Consider the following 267-nt stretch of genomic DNA (forward strand, 5'->3'; position numbering starts at 1 on the left):
CAGCCCGGTCGTGTTAATACGGTAGGGCTGACCGTTGACGGACTGGATCAGCTTTTTGGTTTTGAGTTTTTTGAAGACGGCGAGCGTGCAGTCGGCGAGCAACAGCCCTTCGCGGCTGTAGCATTCAACGGCGGTGACGCGGCCTGAGCTATCGCGGACGTGCGCAATACGTCCACCTTTGGCGAGAACGTGTAAGGTACGTTGTTCCTGACGGGATAAATTCATACTGGAAAACCTGTTTAATCATCATGTGCAAAACGCTGTCTC

Annotated in this window: 1 protein-coding gene; it reads right to left on the bottom strand. The window is 53.2% G+C overall.

The features are described 5' to 3' along the window. Nucleotides 1-225: YjhX family toxin (locus ACPYOI_RS36340; RefSeq protein WP_481424210.1), on the bottom strand; the 225-nt coding region annotated here is incomplete at its 3' end. Nucleotides 226-267 lie beyond the last annotated feature (42 nt).

Source organism: Rhizobium sp. SVR5-2C, assembly GCF_056755115.1.